General features: G+C 67.1%; 14 protein-coding genes. 8 read left to right on the top strand and 6 right to left on the bottom strand.

Annotation, left to right across the window (positions count from 1 at the left end; all coding sequences use genetic code 11):
* Positions 1-247 precede the first annotated feature (247 nt).
* Complete coding sequence (locus tag G3545_RS10110) at positions 248-1,450, top strand: hypothetical protein (protein WP_170012159.1); 1,203 nt, start codon at positions 248-250, stop codon at positions 1,448-1,450.
* Positions 1,451-1,582: 132 nt separating this feature from the next.
* On the opposite strand, the gene G3545_RS10105 is transcribed toward G3545_RS10110, so the two are convergent.
* Together G3545_RS10105 and msrB are read right to left on the bottom strand one after the other, a co-directional pair.
* Complete coding sequence (locus G3545_RS10105) at positions 1,583-3,697, bottom strand: S9 family peptidase (protein ID WP_246702764.1); 2,115 nt, start codon at positions 3,695-3,697, stop codon at positions 1,583-1,585.
* Positions 3,687-4,124, bottom strand: coding sequence for a peptide-methionine (R)-S-oxide reductase MsrB (msrB, locus tag G3545_RS10100; RefSeq protein WP_170012155.1), 438 nt, complete (start codon positions 4,122-4,124; stop codon positions 3,687-3,689). The genes G3545_RS10105 and msrB overlap by 11 nt, the downstream gene beginning before the upstream one ends.
* A gap of 384 nt (positions 4,125-4,508) precedes the next feature.
* On the opposite strand from msrB, the gene G3545_RS10095 reads away from it, so the two are divergent.
* On the top strand, positions 4,509-4,928 hold the full coding sequence (locus G3545_RS10095) for a MucR family transcriptional regulator (RefSeq protein ID WP_170012153.1): 420 nt from the start codon (positions 4,509-4,511) through the stop codon (positions 4,926-4,928).
* 388 nt (positions 4,929-5,316) lie between these two features.
* On the opposite strand, the gene G3545_RS10090 is transcribed toward G3545_RS10095, so the two are convergent.
* Complete coding sequence (locus G3545_RS10090) at positions 5,317-5,739, bottom strand: SufE family protein (RefSeq protein ID WP_170012151.1); 423 nt, start codon at positions 5,737-5,739, stop codon at positions 5,317-5,319.
* Between the two features lie 192 nt (positions 5,740-5,931).
* Positions 5,932-6,426 (bottom strand): DUF5330 domain-containing protein, encoded by a 495-nt coding sequence (locus G3545_RS10085; RefSeq protein ID WP_170012149.1) that lies wholly within the window; start codon positions 6,424-6,426, stop codon positions 5,932-5,934.
* Positions 6,427-6,688: 262 nt separating this feature from the next.
* On the opposite strand from G3545_RS10085, the gene G3545_RS10080 reads away from it, so the two are divergent.
* The 3 genes from G3545_RS10080 to G3545_RS10070 are packed head-to-tail and all read left to right on the top strand — an operon-like array spanning position 6,689 to position 9,668.
* Positions 6,689-8,524: an ATP-binding protein gene (locus G3545_RS10080; RefSeq protein ID WP_170012147.1), complete on the top strand. Its 1,836-nt coding sequence runs from the start codon at positions 6,689-6,691 to the stop codon at positions 8,522-8,524.
* Between the two features lie 12 nt (positions 8,525-8,536).
* Positions 8,537-9,322, top strand: coding sequence for a peptidoglycan-binding domain-containing protein (locus G3545_RS10075; RefSeq protein ID WP_170012145.1), 786 nt, complete (start codon positions 8,537-8,539; stop codon positions 9,320-9,322).
* Between the two features lie 4 nt (positions 9,323-9,326).
* Positions 9,327-9,668 (top strand): DUF1491 family protein, encoded by a 342-nt coding sequence (locus tag G3545_RS10070; RefSeq protein WP_170012143.1) that lies wholly within the window; start codon positions 9,327-9,329, stop codon positions 9,666-9,668.
* A 135-nt stretch (positions 9,669-9,803) separates the two neighbouring features.
* Here G3545_RS10070 and G3545_RS10065 read toward each other — a convergent pair whose 3' ends face one another.
* Positions 9,804-10,892, bottom strand: a complete 1,089-nt coding sequence (locus tag G3545_RS10065; protein ID WP_170012141.1) for a hypothetical protein — start codon at positions 10,890-10,892, stop codon at positions 9,804-9,806.
* Positions 10,893-11,063: 171 nt separating this feature from the next.
* On the opposite strand from G3545_RS10065, the gene G3545_RS10060 reads away from it, so the two are divergent.
* Together G3545_RS10060 and irrA are read left to right on the top strand one after the other, a co-directional pair.
* Positions 11,064-11,249 (top strand): hypothetical protein, encoded by a 186-nt coding sequence (locus G3545_RS10060; RefSeq protein ID WP_170012139.1) that lies wholly within the window; start codon positions 11,064-11,066, stop codon positions 11,247-11,249.
* 335 nt (positions 11,250-11,584) lie between these two features.
* The gene (irrA, locus tag G3545_RS10055; RefSeq protein WP_206151448.1) at positions 11,585-12,034 is read left to right on the top strand and encodes an iron response transcriptional regulator IrrA; all 450 of its coding nucleotides are present in this window, start codon (positions 11,585-11,587) and stop codon (positions 12,032-12,034) included.
* A 147-nt stretch (positions 12,035-12,181) separates the two neighbouring features.
* On the opposite strand, the gene G3545_RS10050 is transcribed toward irrA, so the two are convergent.
* On the bottom strand, positions 12,182-12,880 hold the full coding sequence (locus G3545_RS10050; protein WP_170012134.1) for a substrate-binding domain-containing protein: 699 nt from the start codon (positions 12,878-12,880) through the stop codon (positions 12,182-12,184).
* A gap of 486 nt (positions 12,881-13,366) precedes the next feature.
* Between G3545_RS10050 and G3545_RS10045 the strand changes: the two genes are divergently transcribed.
* On the top strand, positions 13,367-14,083 hold the full coding sequence (locus G3545_RS10045) for a VOC family protein (protein WP_170012132.1): 717 nt from the start codon (positions 13,367-13,369) through the stop codon (positions 14,081-14,083).
* The last annotated feature ends 90 nt before the right edge of the window (positions 14,084-14,173 follow it).

Raw genomic sequence — 14,173 nt, 5'->3', positions numbered from 1 at the left:
GGGGGTGCCCGGCACAGCCGGGCCTCGAAGGATGCGGAAGCCGGGCACCACAACCCCACGCTGCGGGCATTCGTTGTTGCACAAACAGCACAATGCTCTGGTATCCTGATGCGGATGCCCTTCCGCAACCCGCTACCGGCCCCGGTATTGTTGACGGTTTGTTGCGCGGTGCTTTCAAGAAACGCCGAGTGCCCGTAAGCTCTTGTCGGTGAAGGACCGGGAAGGAATCGGTCCAACGGGGTCAGGCATGAGTGCTTTTATCATCGGAATCGGCGTGGCGTTGGCCGCGATCGGTATCGTGCTCACGACGAACGGTCTGGTGATCTATCAATCGACCTTCGGCAACGCGATGGCGACTGTGGGCGGCATTGCGCTGGTCGGCGGGCTGGTCATCCTCGCGCTCGGCTTCATCTATCGGCTGCTGCTGCAAATATCCGAGAAGCTCGATGGCGTGATGCTGCCGTACGAGGCCGAGGAGGATGCCGAAGGTCACGCTGCCGAGACCGCGCATGCCCACCATGCACCGCTGCCGGCTCCGCTCGACGTATTGAAGCGCCACGAGGCGGTGCATCACGAACCGGTGCATCACGCCCCGCCGCCGCGCCCGATCCCCGCCGCTCCGATCCCCGCCGCGCCGGTCGCGCCGCCGAAGGCCGCGCCGCAGAGGGTCGCGCCCACGCCGATGCCGAGCGCTGCGCCCGCGACCGCTGCGCCTTACGTGCCGCCGCCGCAACCGCGGCCCGCGCCGGTCTCGCTGGAGCCGGACATCTCCGAGCCGTTTCCCGAGCCTGAGCCCACACCGGCGCCGGCAAGCGAGCAGCCGCGCGAGCATGGCCTGCCGTCCTGGTTCCGCCGCAACCGCGAGCCGGTGCCGCCGCCGCCGCCGGTGGCGACGCGCAACTTCCAGCTCGACGAGGGCGACGAGCCGGCCGATCCGCGGCTGGCCCGCGGTGGCTATCGTGATGAGCCGCGCGAGGACGATTTCCCCAGCGTGGTAAAGTCCGGGCCGTTCAATTTCGACCTGCCGGAGCGTGAGAGCGACGATCTGGGCTTCGAGCCGATCATCCCGCGCCGCGAACTGGAGGAGCCGGCGCCGACCGTGCGCGAGCCGGTGCTGCGCGAGCCGAGCGTTCGCGAACCCGCACCGCGCGAGCCGACCGTGCGCGAGCCCGTGATACGCCCCACGGCCGGCGAGGAGGAATCCGGGCCGGGCCTACCCCCGCCTTTCCTGAGGCCGGGGCAGCCTGCGGCGCCTGCCGCCGCCCCGACGATCACGCCGGAGCCGCGTCAGCCGACCGTGCTGAAATCCGGCTTCATCGGCGGCATGGCCTATACGCTCTATTCCGACGGCTCGATCGAGGCCGAGCTGCCCGACGGCGTGCTGCGCTTCGGCTCGCTGCAGGAACTGCGCGAGCACGTCGCCGCCACCTCGTCACAGGGCGGGGCGTGAGGTTCATCGGTTTGAACATCCTTCGAGGCCCGGCTTTGCCGGGCACCTCAGGATGAGGTTCATCTAAAAGAACAACCTCATCCTGAGGTGCCGCCACAGGCGGCCTCGAAGGATGCTCAAGCAATGCCACGCTTAAGACTGAGTGCGCCCCGCCACCGCCAGTGCGAACGCCTGCACCAGCGCCGTCTCCTCAAGCCGGTCGAAGCGGCCGGCGGCGCCACCGTGGCCGGCTTCCATGTTTGTCTTGAGGATCAGCGGGCGGGCGTCGGTCTTCAGTTCACGCAGCCGCGCCACCCATTTTGCCGGCTCCCAATAGGTCACGCGCGGGTCGGTGAGGCCGGCCAACGCGAAGATCGCCGGATAATCCTTCGCCGCCACATTGTCGTAGGGCGAATACGAGCGGATGCGCTCGAACGCCTCGCGGTCGGCGATCGGATTGCCCCATTCCGGCCATTCCGGCGGGGTCAGCGGCAGCGTGTCGTCGAGCATGGTGTTGAGCACGTCGACGAACGGCACCTCAGCGACGATGCCGGCGAGCAGTTCCGGCTTCAGGTTCGCCACTGCGCCCATCAGCATGCCGCCGGCCGAGCCGCCATGGGCGACGATGCGGTCCGGCGCGACCAGCCCCTCGCGCACCAGGTGTTCGCCGGCGGCAATGAAGTCGGTGAAGGTATTCATCTTGTCGGCGAGCTTGCCCTCGCGATACCAGCGCCAGCCTTTCTCGGTGCCGCCACGTATATGGGCGATGGCATAGACGAAGCCACGATCGACCAGTGACAGCCGCGAGGTGGAGAACCCAGCCGGGATCGAGATGCCGTAGGCGCCATAGCCATAGAGCAGGCAGGGCGCGGACCCGTCGAGCGGCGTATCCTTGGCGAACAGCAGCGACACCGGCACCAGTTCGCCGTCCGGGGCAGGGGCCAGCACGCGGCGGGTGACATAGCGCGCGGGATCATGGCCGGAGGGCACTTCCTGGCGCTTGCGCAGCACGCGGTTGCCGGTCGCAAGGTCGTAGTCCCACACTTCGGACGGCGTGGTCATGGAGGAGTAGTTGAAGCGGATCAGCGTCTTGTCGAATCCATAGCCGGGATCGAAACCGAGCGAATAGGCTTCCTCGGCAAAGGCGATGGCATGCTCGGCGCCGTCGACGAGCGTGCGCACCACGATGCGCGGCAGGCCATCCTCGCGCTCCAGCCGCAACAGATAGTCGCGCAGCGCGGTGACGGCGAGGATCAGCCGGCCCTGGCGGTGCGGCACGATCTCGCGCCAGTTCGCCCGACCCGGCGCGCTGAGCGGGGCGGCAACGATCTTGAAGTCTTCGGCGCCGTCGGCATTGGTCTCGATGATCAGGCTTTCCACGCCCTCAAGGCGCGGATGGTGCTCGACGCCATAGCGCAGCCCGGCGCTGCGCGGCTCGACGAGCAGCGGCGCGCTCGCCGGATCGGCGAGATCAATCAGGTACACTTCGCTGGTGTCGTGGTCGCCGCAGGAGATCAGGCCGAAGCGGCCGGACTGGGTGCGCCCGAGCGAGACGAAGAATCCCTTGTCCGGCTCCTCATAGATCAGCACGTCCAAAGACGGGTCGGTGCCGACCACATGGCGATAGACGAAGCTCGGCCGATGCTCGGCGTCGCGGCGCACATAATAGAGATGGCGCGAATCCGCGCCCCACAGGATATCGCCGGTGGTCTCGGAGACGAGGTCCGGCAGATCGCGTCCGGTGGCTAGATCGCGCACCCGCAGCGTGAAATATTCCGAGCCGGCCTCGTCGGCGCTCCAGGCGAGGCGTGCATGGTCCGGCGCATGGGAGGCGTCGCCGAACTGGAAGAACGCCTTGCCCTCGGCGAGCGCGTCGCCATCGAGCAGCACGGTGTCGGCGCTGGAATCGTCCACCGGCTGGCGGCAGATCAGCGGATGCTGGCCGCCTTCGCGGTAGCGTGTGTAATAGGCGAACGGCCCATCCGGTGCCGGGACGGTGGAATCGTCCTCCTTGATGCGCCCGCGCATCTCGGCGACCAGCGTGCGCTTGAGCTCCGTCAGCGGGGCGAACCAGCCTTCCGCAGCGGCATTCTCCGTGTCGAGAAAGCCGCGGATGGCGGGATCGAGCACACCGGGGTCGCGCATGACTTCGCGCCAGTTCTCGGCGCGCAGCCAGGCATAGGGGTCGACCAGCGTCTCGCCGTGGAAGCTGCGGACCAGCGGCTGCGGCGGCGAGGGTATTGTCAGGTCAGCCGGCTCAGCGCTCACGCGATGCCCCATCGGCTGCGCTGTCCGGGGTGAAGCTCATGGCGATGCCGTTCATGCAATAGCGCTGCCCGGTGGGACGCGGACCATCGGGGAAGACATGGCCGAGATGGGCGTCGCAGGTCGCGCACAGCACCTCGACGCGGCGCATGCCGTAGGAGCGATCCTCGATCTCGGTCACCGCGCCGGCATCGACCGGGCGGAAGAAGCTCGGCCAGCCGGTGCCGGATTCGAACTTGGCGTCGGAGCGGAACAGCGGGCTGCCGCAGCACACGCAACTGTAGGTTCCAGCTTCCTTTTGGGAAAGGTGCGGACCGGTGAATGCACATTCAGTAGCGTGGTGTCGGGTAACCTGATACTGTTCCGGGGTAAGGATCGCGCGCCACTCGGCGTCGCTCTTCACCACCTTGGCTCGGCTTGGCGCATCCATCATACAATGTCCTCTTTTGGCCCATGAGATAGGCGAGGCCGAGCATTGCCGCAACCGCATGGCGATTCACGAAGCCGTGGCTCTCTTGAACAGCGCATTGTATGCAAACCTAGCACACCGTGCCTGTGCGGCGAGTTTCCGATTCGGCATTCATGTGCAACTGCACTGCGAAATCCAAGATGAGAGAAATTTTTGGCCGGAAAGTTCTTGCAGTCTGTGATGAATAAATCTATTTACCCATACGCGCCTCGTTGAGTGAACGAATTGAGCCTTTTTGCGGCCGGTATTTGCGCATGACACTTGCATTGCCGTGAGACTTGCATTGCAACGCTTGCCGGTTCGGGAACACCCGCCGAATATCCACGCCATGACGAAGAACGAGCCATGACCGAAACAACGGATTCCGACAGTCATATCGAACTCGCGGCGGACATCGTCTCCGCTTATGTGAGCAATAATTCGGTGGCCGCGAACGATTTGCCGGCTCTCATCGGTGACGTCTTTGCTGCGCTGCAGCGCGTCTCCAAAGGTGAGGCCGAGCCCTCGGCAGAGCCGCTGAAGCCCGCCGTGCCGCTGAAGAAGTCGGTTTCGCCGGAATTCATCATCTGCCTCGAGGATGGCAAGAAGTTCAAGTCGCTGAAGCGCCATCTGCGCACGCAGTACAACATGACCCCCGAGCAGTATCGCGAGAAGTGGGGCCTGCCGGCGGACTATCCGATGGTGGCGCCGAACTACGCCGCTGCGCGCTCGGCGCTCGCCAAGCAGATGGGCCTCGGCCAGCAGCGCCGCCGCGCCCGCCGCTGATCCCGGCTAGGTTGCAAGAATGAAGACGGCCGCCGGGCTGGGCTCGGCGGCCGTTTTGTTTTTGTGCGGTCGTTCTGCTTGAGCCTCCTTCGAGGCCCGGCGTTGCCGGGCACTTTTGGATGAGGTCGCGCCAAGGAACAACCTCATCCAGAGGTGCCGCAAAGCGGCCTCGAAGGATGCTCATGGCGAACGCCCCTGACGTCCCCCTGGATCGTCGTCATCCCGGACGGCCGCAGGCCGATCCGGGATCGTAGGAAGGTGGTGGGCGGGACGTTTGCGCGATCCCGGCTCTACGCCCTTCGAGCGGAGCCTGTCCTCGGGCTTGCCGGAGGCAAGACCCGTGGGGCCGGGATGACGGTTGGTTGGGAGGGCGGAAGGAAAAAGCCCCTTACGCCACTGCCAGCGCGGAGCGGGCTTCAGTGCGGATGCGCTCGACCATGGAGCGCAGTCCGTTGGAGCGCTGCGGGGTGAGGTGTTCCTTCAGGCCGATGCGGTCGAATACCTTCGCCGGATCGATCTGCGCGATCTCGCTGGCGCTCCGGCCGGAATAGATCGCCAGCAATATGGCAATGAGGCCGCGCACGATGTGCGCATCCGAATCCCCGATGAAATCGAGCCGCGGGTCGCTGGCCTCACCCCCGGTGGCGCTCACCAGCCAGACCTGGCTGGCGCAGCCCTGCACCTTGCGCATATCGGTGCGCTCCGCCTCGGGGTAGGGCGGCAGCTTGCGGCCGAGCTCGATCAGATAGCGGTAACGGTCGTCCCAGCTATCCAAGAGCTCGAAGTCATCGATGATATCGTCGATCTTCATGAGGTGCATATAGGGGCGCACCGCCCCGGATCGCAATGTTTTTGGGCACTTTTGGCTGGACACGCGGGCGTGCGCCCGTCGCAATCCGTCATCCCCGGCCTTGTGCCGGGGATCTCGGCCACTGATGCACAGTCGGAATCGAGATCCCCGGGACAAGCCCGGGGATGACGTCGTTATGGAATTAAAACCCCCTCAAACCGACGCCGGCCGCTTCGGCGGCAGCGGCACCGCGGGAACGGTCGCCGGCGACTGGCCCTGCCAGACGGGGGCGAGATCGTCGGTGGTCAGCGTGTCGGTCGACGGGCGGCCCTGGGCGCGCTCGGCCACCTTGCGCTTTTCCTGCGCGATCTGGGTGCCGACATAGGAGAGCAGCAGCCGCGCGCCGGCTTCCGCCCGCTCGCCCACCGCCTGGATCACCTGGGCGCCGATGGTGCAGGCCTGCGGCTGGCGGCCGCAAAAGCCCGAGGCATCCGAAACCGCAGCGGAAGCAGCGCCGAGCGCCGCGACCGGATCGACCTGCGTGCCGGTGGAGCCGGTAACCGCGCTATTGCTGCCCGCGGCAATGCTTCCCACGGCATGGGTGGCCGCCGCCAGGGTGGCACTGACATCGCTCGAGGATTTGCCGTGTCCGGGCAGCAGCGCGAACACGAGGGTGAGCCAGAACGCCATGCGCAGAAGGAACATCATGATACGACCTCGTCCCGTCATCGATTGGCATCTGTTTCGACGCCTTGGAACGAAGACTAGCAGGCACGTCTTGCCCAAGCGCATGCACAATCGGGCAAATGCTGCGCGCCACGGCAAGGTTTCATTAAGATATCACCTTCCCTGCCGCTGCTGTGACTTTTGAGCGGAAATGTCCGGCTTTGGTTTAGATGTTGGTTAAGCGCCAGATGTCACATTGCGAGGCTGTAGGCGGCGCGAAGGTGCGCCGGCATTGGTTGTGCGTATGGGTTCCACGTCTCTCCAGCTCGCAGCGTATCTTGATGCGCTGGTGCATCCGACAGCGCAACGTGACGCGCTGACGGCGGCGAAGCATCGTGGGTTCATCGCTGCGCATCTCGCCGGCGGCGCCTGCGCGCTTGCCGCCTTGCCGGTGTTCCTGGCGCTGCGCGGCGCGCCCGGCCTCGCCGAGGCCATCGTCTTCGCCTGGCTGCTGGCGCCGATCGGCATTGCCGCGCTGCTGTCGCGCAACGGCAATTTCGAGGCCGCGCACCTTTTGTCCACGCTGACTCTTGCCGGCCTCGTTGCCACGGTCGGCGCCATCACCGGCGGGCTCTCCTCCTTCGTGCTGCCCTGGCTGCTGGTGATGCCGCTGGAAGCGGTGTTCGCCGGCTCGCGCCGCACGCTCGCCTGCGCCGCGGCGATGGCGGTCATCGTCGCCGGCGCTCTGTTCGGCGCCAGCGTGCTCGGCGTGCTGCCGGCCCCGGTACCTCTCGCGGTCGACGAGACCGTGCTGCGCCTCGTCAGTTTCCTCGCCGCCACGCTCTATGTCTGCGCGCTGGCGATGAGCGCCAGCCACGTGCGCTCCACCGGCGAGCGCCTCACCCGCATGCACGAGGCGCGCTATCATTTGCTGGCGCAGAATATGACGGACGTCATCACCCGCCATGCCCGCTCGGGCGGCGTGGTGTTCGCCTCGCCGGCGGCACAGGCGCTGTTCGGCGGGCCCAGCGACACGCTGCTCGGCAACGGCCTGTTCGAGCGCGTGCATGTCGGCGACCGGCCGGCCTATCTCACCGCCTTGGCCGATGCCGCCCGCGACGGCGCCAGCGAGATCGAGTTCCGGGTGCGTCGCGACGGCGGTCGCCTGCACGATCCGGAGTTCATCTGGGTGGAGATGCGGGCCCGCGCCATTGATGGCTGGCCGGGCGAGCACCCCGAGGCGATGGGGGGCCGGCAGGTGGTGGCGGTGACCCGTGACGTCTCCGACCGCAAGCGCAACGAGCTGGTGCTCGATGGCGCCCGCAAGGCGGCGGAGAATGCCGACCTCGCCAAGACCCGCTTCCTCGCCAGCATGAGCCATGAGCTGCGCACCCCGCTTAACGCCATCATCGGCTTCTCCGAGATATTGATGAGCGGCGACGCCAGCATGGTGCCGCTGGAGCGCCGTGCCGACTATGCGAAATTGATCCATGAGAGCGGCCAGCATCTGCTCGGCGTGGTCAACGGCATTCTGGATCTCTCGCGCATCGAATCCGGCGGCTTCGAATTGACGCCGGAGAGCGTCGACATCCGCGATCTGCTGGCGGGCTGCCTCTCCATGGTGGCGCTGAAGGCCGAGCAGGCCGGGGTGCGGGTCATCACCGAGATCCCCATGGCGCTGCCCGAGGTGATGCTCGACAAGCGCGCGCTGCGCCAGATCGTGCTGAACCTGCTGGCCAATGCGGTGAAGTTCACCCCGCGCGGCGGCAGCGTAACGGTCTCGGCGGAGATCGCGTCGGGCGCGCTGGTGATGCGGGTGGCGGACACCGGCATCGGCATTTGCGAGGCCGACCTGCGCCGGCTCGGCGAGCCGTTCTTCCAGGCGCGCTCCTCCTATGACCGGCCCTATGAGGGCACCGGCCTCGGCCTTTCCGTGGTGAAGGGGCTGGCGGCGCTGCATGGCGGGCGGGTCGAGATCGACAGCCATATCGGCGGCGGCACCCGCGTCGCCGTGCATCTTCCCTTGCAGGGCACCAGCGCCCCGGTCGCCGGCTCGCGGCTGACGCGGTTTGCCCGGCGCCTGAGCGACGACAAACGCCTTCCCGATGACACGAACCAACCGCAGAAGAAGCGGGCCTGAGGAGTGTTGCGTATGCCCCGGACCTATGCTGCCGAACTGATGGACGAACCCGGCTTTGCCGGACGTGCCGGCTCCGCCGTGGCCCGGCTGGTGCCGGCCCGGCGATCGGATGTCTTCATGCTGCTGATCGCCGTTGCCGCCAGCTCCACGGTGCTGGTGAACGCCCTTGCCTTGCAGGGCGGGCGCCATAGCCTGCGCGGCGTGCTGCCGAACGGCTTGCCCGGCCTGCTGGGCGAGGAAGCTGCGGTACCGCTGCCGCCGCCGGTGCCGCCCGAGGCACGCCAGGCCGCGCCCACCCCGCCGGCGCCGCCGCAGGCCGCCACCCCGGCGCCCGCCGCCAAGCCGCTGCCGAAGCCGGCCGCTGCCGTCGCCCCGGCCAAGCCGGCGACGCCGCCGAAGCCGCCGGTCGCGGTGAAACCGGCGGCCGCCGCCAGGCCCATTGCCGCGCCGTCGGCCCCGGTGACATCAGGCGCCGATCTGAAGCCGGTCGATCTCGCTCCGCCGCCCGCCGCGGTGCCGGCGCGCGCCCCGGCGCAGTCCAGCATCGGCGCGCTCTCGGGCGAGATCACCGGCTCGGTGCGCCCGCCGGCCGACGTGCTGTCGCCGCGCGTGCTGGCGGTGCAGAAGGCGCTGGCCAATCTCGGCTATGGCCCGATCCGCATTGACGGCCGCAGCGGCGGTGCCACCAAGGATGCCATCGAGCGCTTCGAGCGCGACCGCCGCCTGCCGATCTCCGGCGAGGTGTCGGACCGGATGGTGCGCGAGCTGAATGCGGTCGGCGGGACCAATATCGAGTGATCCGGTGCGATTGAAGAGTGCCATCGTCGTCGCCGCCGTGGTGCGCCGGGCCAACGGGCAGAACGCGTTCGCCGCGGTGCGCCGGCGCGGCGCCGAGGAGGCCGGCGCCATCTTCGTCAAGGTGGCACGGCTCGACGGCACCGCCGCGCTCTACGGCCCGGCGATGCCCTCGTTCGGGACCGAGGAGACCGGCGACCGGCTGTTCCGCGTGATCGTCGAGCCGGGCTCGCCGGAAGCCGATGCCGAGGCGCGCATGGTCCGCGAGATCGGCTTCGACCCGGACCTGTGGTTCGTCGAGATCGAGGACCGCGACGGCCGGCATTTCGTGGAATTGGCGAAGGAGTAGCCACTCCACCACCGTACACCCTCATCCCCGGGCTTGACCCGGGGATCCAGCCCATCCGCATGCACCCGGTCCCAAGTCTGGATCCCCGGGTCAAGCCCGGGGATGAGGGCGCAAGGGGTGGGAAGGGTCGGGAAATCACCCACCCCGCCGGTTGCGATCGTTCGCCTCGTTCACCGGCGTCTCGCTCCGGCGGCGCTTCTGGCCGAAGCTGCGCATCGCCGGCAATTCCTCCATGCGCAGCGCCGGGGCGCGGCGCGCGCCGCCGCGCCAGGCGGCGATGAGGTGCTGGGCGCTCATCTCGCCGAGCCGCTCATGCAGGTCGGCGAGCCCGAACACCCGCGTCACCGAGCGGCCGAGCGTCGGGTGGATGAGGAAGATCAGCCGCGCCATGGTGTCGAACGGAATGCCGAGCGCGCGCCCGGTGACCACAAGCGCCTCGCCGCTGTCATCGCCGAGGATGCCGGCGGCGGCGTCCGCGGAGACTCCGAGCGCTTTTTCCAGCAGCGCGCCGAGCACCGCCGGCTGGTGGCGCATCGCCGCCAGTTCGAGCTTTCCGAGCGTCGCCTCGCCGGCGCGCGGCAGCCGCGCGCTCATCGGCAGCGGCGGCAGCAGGGCGATCTGGTCGAACAATATGGCGCGCTGCATCGCGGTGGCGGCGCGGAAGCCGGCCGGCGTCGCATGGAACGGCGCGGCCTCCACGAGCGGTGCGGGGGCGGGCGGGGCTGGCAAGGTGGGCGCGGCCCCCACATCCGGCACGATCTCGGCCGATGCCGGCGGCTCGGCCATCTCGATGCGCGGCTGCGGCAGGCTGCGCAACTCGCCGCGCGCCTCATGCAGCACCGCGGCGAGCTTCTTGGCGAGCAGCGGCGAGACCTCGCGCCGCGCCGAGATCGCCGCCGCATGGTCCGGCGAGGTGGTGTCGGCCAGCGCCATCAGCGTCACCTCGTCGAGCGCGGACGAGAGCCGCAGCACCGGGGCGGCGATGGCGATCGGCCCGCGCGCCAGGTGCAGCGCCAGCGCGTAGGGCAGCTCTGGCGCGGTGGCGAGTTCGGTGGCGGCGCGCTTGGCGGTGGGCAGGTCCACCACGTCGAACAGCCGCATCGCCAGATCGGCAAAGCGCTGCCGCTCGGCCGCGCTGTGGCCGCGTCCGGCAGTATAGCGGGCCACCAGCAGGCGCAGCAGCGCCGGGCGCGGATCGCGACCGTTGCGCCGGGCTGCGAGCACCGTGTCTTTGTGAAGGGAACCGGCTGGATCGGACATGGTTTATGGAAGGGCCGCACGCGTCGCGCCGACGCGATTACCGGCAAGTTAGGGTGCGATCGTTAGCAAGCCGTTAACCATGAATGTGGGACATGGGGACAGCGCCGACAGGCCATCGCACGAGGGGAAAGTGCCATGGGGTCCGTAGTGCAGCTCGCCACCTATCGCCGCCCGCGCGCCACGCAAGCCGCGGCCACGCGGAGGATTCGTGCGGTTGAGCCCGCGTCGCCTTCCGCACCGATCGAGGCCGAGATCGTCATATTGCCGGTGGTGCGCATCGTCCGCGGCGAACTTCCGCCCGCCGGCGCCGCGCAGGGGTGATTGCGGAAATCCAGAACGACCTCATCCTGAGGTGCCCGGCTTTAGCCGGGCCTCGAAGGATGCCCACCCTCGATGGCCGTCTCCTGCTGCAGCATCCTTCGAGGCTCGCTGCGCTCGCACCTCAGGATGAGGTTGTCGCAAGGTGATTCTAAGATGCATAGGCAATATTACGAGATACCTCGTAGTATAAATAGAAGAACAAGTCTTGTCAATCCCCCCAGCTCGCGCCTAGCTTGCCGTTGCGGCGGGCTGCTTCGGCCTGTCGCCTCAAGGCAAAATCGAAGGTTGGGACCATGATGGAGACACGGGCTTGCGGCGGCAACGCCGCTGCGCCGATGAAGCTCGCCTGCGCGCTGCGCACCGGCGGCTGCAAGGGCTGCGATGTCGATGGGCTGCTGCGGCAGATGGGATTGCGGCCGACGCGCCAGCGCATCGCGCTCGGCCGCATGCTGTTCGCCAGGGGCCACCGGCACGTCACCGCGGAAATGCTGCATGAGGAAGCGACGCAGGCGCGTTTCCATGTGTCGCTGGCGACCGTCTACAACACGCTGCACCAGTTCACCAAGGTCGGCCTGCTGCGCGAGATCGCGGTGGAAAGCGGCAAGGCCTATTTCGACACCAATGTCTCGAATCACCACCACTTCCTGATCGAGGACGAGAACCGCCTGGTCGATATTGGCGGCGAGACCATCAGCTTCGGCGGACTGCCGGCGCCGCTCGAAGGCACCATGATCAGCCGCGTCGACGTCGTCATCCGCCTGCGCCGTATCCCTGCCGCCCGCTGAACATGCCTGAGCCGGCCGCGCTCTAGCGGCGCTGGAGCCGAGCCTGAGCCGGGCTCAGCCGCACCTTCCCGAAAAATTTGCACGAGATCGCCAAGGCCGCCTTATGTGGCCCGGGACCGCCGCCTTATGTGGCCTGGAGCCGCCGGCTTATGTCGCCTGGAAGCCCATCCGCGCGCGCAGCGGTGCCGTCTCTTCGCCGGTCAGCAGCGAGATGAATAGCGCCGCCGCGGCTGGATCGGATGCGGCCGTCGTCACTGCCGCCGCATAGAGCGTTGCGAGCGCGAACTCGCCCGGCAACGGGCCGACGATGCGCGCGCCTTCCACCACCAGAATCTCCGAGGCCTGGGTGCAGCCGACCGGCCGCTCCGCGGTCGAGGCGGCGAGTTCGGTGATGGCGGCGATGCCGTTGCCGGCGATGCGCAGCCGCTCGGCGGTTTCCTCCGCCAGCCCGAGCGCGCGGAATACCCCCATGAGATGCGCGCCCGAGGTCGCCACCGCGGGATTGGGCATGTGGATGGCATCGGCGCTGCTGAACAAATGGCGCAGATCCTCGGCGCTGGCGAGCGGCGGGGAGGGGTCGCCGGCGCGCACGGCGACGCAGGTGGCGACATCGCCGAGCGGCGCGATGGTCGGTGTCGTCGTGCCCGCCTGAGCGAGGCCGGCGAGCGCCTTCTCGCTGAGGATCACGATGTCGGCGGCTTCCCCGGCCTTCAGCCGCTCCAGTATGGCGCCGACCGGGCCATAGCTGCGTGACGTCGTGTGGCCGGTCTCCTGCTCGAAGCGCGAGGCCAGGATTTCAACGAGGCCTTTTGCGGCGCCCGCACAAAAAATACGAATTTCCGACACGGATACGTTTCCCCGAGCAATAATTTTCGGGCGATGGCGTGGTATTCCACGCCTTATCGACCGATATTTGTGGAAGTTGAACCTGAGGGACGGGAGGCGAGCCCTTTCGATTCGGGCTTTGACCTTGGGTTTTCTGCGACGCAAGGCATTCAGTTCGTTCGGTATATTAGGCCTTGCCGTCGCTGGCTGCTCGCCATTTCATGATGGTAGTCAATATTACGAGCTGCCTCGTATTTTATTTAGAAGAAATAGACTTGTCAACCCCCCTCAAGTACGCCTAGCTTCATCACATCGCCCCGGCCCGCTTCGATGAAGCTTAGCAAAAATCCCGGTGCGATTTGGGGAGAAACAATGCACCGCTGTCAGATGACAGCGGAACAATGGCACGCGCTTGCCCTTGAGGAAGCGTGGCCGGTTTCAACTCTACATCAATGTGCTGACCCATGATTTGCGGACCGCCCGGCCGCGAAGCGAAGGAGTATTGTCATGTCGAGAATAGTGCACATCGCCCTGAAATGCGGCGATATGGAGAGCTTCGAGAGCGCGACGAAGTTCTATGAGGATATCTTCGGCATCTACCAGACCAAGAATACCCACGCCCGTGGCCACCATTCGCGCCACATGACGGACGGCAATATTGACCTCGCGCTGATGCTTTACGACAGCGAGGACGAGAAGGAAGCCAAGCTGGCCGGTGCCGGCCCGCGTATTCATCACATCGGCATCGAAGTCGACGACCGGCCGAGCATGATCAAGAAGATCGAGGACAATGGCGGCTCGATCTATTCCGACCGTGCCGAAGGCGCGCTGAAGTATCGCTCCGCCGACGGCACGCTTGGCGAGATCGTCGGCATCGGGCGCTACCTCAAGAAGGACAAGAGCAAGCTTTCCCGCATCTCGCAGGTCACGCTCTACGTCAATGATCTTGAAAAGGCGGCGAACTTCTATCGCAACGTCTTCGACTTCGAGCCGGCGCCGGGTTCCAACGGAACCGTGCACAACCTCACCGACGGCGAGACCGTGCTGTCGCTGGTCAAGGGCGAGCAGCCGGCGATCGAATATTGGAGCCTCGAGGTTGCCGATCCGAAGACCGTCGCCGAGCAGGTCACCGAGCGCGGCGGCAAGATCGTGCCGGGCAATGGTTCTGCTGCCGTGAAATTCGTTGGTCCGGACGGGAACCTGGCCGAGCTGGTGAGCGCCTGATCGCCAATAGCAGCGCGAACGCCTTCAAGAATAACTGAAGAACAACGCCGTGCCTGCACTTCGGGACGGCCCGCAATGACGGGCCGTCCC

It is taken from the genome of Starkeya sp. ORNL1 (assembly GCF_012971745.1).
Classification (GTDB): domain Bacteria; phylum Pseudomonadota; class Alphaproteobacteria; order Rhizobiales; family Xanthobacteraceae; genus Ancylobacter.
This window is presented reverse-complemented; position numbering and strand designations above follow the sequence as displayed.